Here is a 280-nt window from a genome sequence, read left to right on the forward strand (position 1 = left end):
CGCTGGCCGAAAGCTAGCAATGACCACAACCAATGGCACGCAGGCCATAGAGAAATCAAAAGGTGCGGCGCAGATTCTCATCGGAGCTTTTCCCAACCTTCAGGCAACGGTCTCTTACATCCAAGACAAGGGACTGGATGTCTTGGTTCATTGTGCAGGTTGGAAAGGACGGTTTAATCTGGAAGACTCCCTGTATGCAGGCGCTTTGGTCAAATCCCTTGAGTCCACACATCAAGCAGATGAAGACGGTGCTTTGGCGATGAAGTCACTTTTTGAGCGG

General features: G+C 50.7%; 1 protein-coding gene. It reads left to right on the plus strand.

The genetic code is table 11. The features are described 5' to 3' along the window. Positions 1-280: 2-phosphosulfolactate phosphatase (locus ACNKXV_RS14695; RefSeq protein ID WP_417908440.1), on the plus strand; the 280-nt coding region annotated here is incomplete at both ends.

The organism is Christiangramia aquimixticola (assembly GCF_048285835.1).
Classification (GTDB): domain Bacteria; phylum Bacteroidota; class Bacteroidia; order Flavobacteriales; family Flavobacteriaceae; genus Christiangramia; species Christiangramia aquimixticola.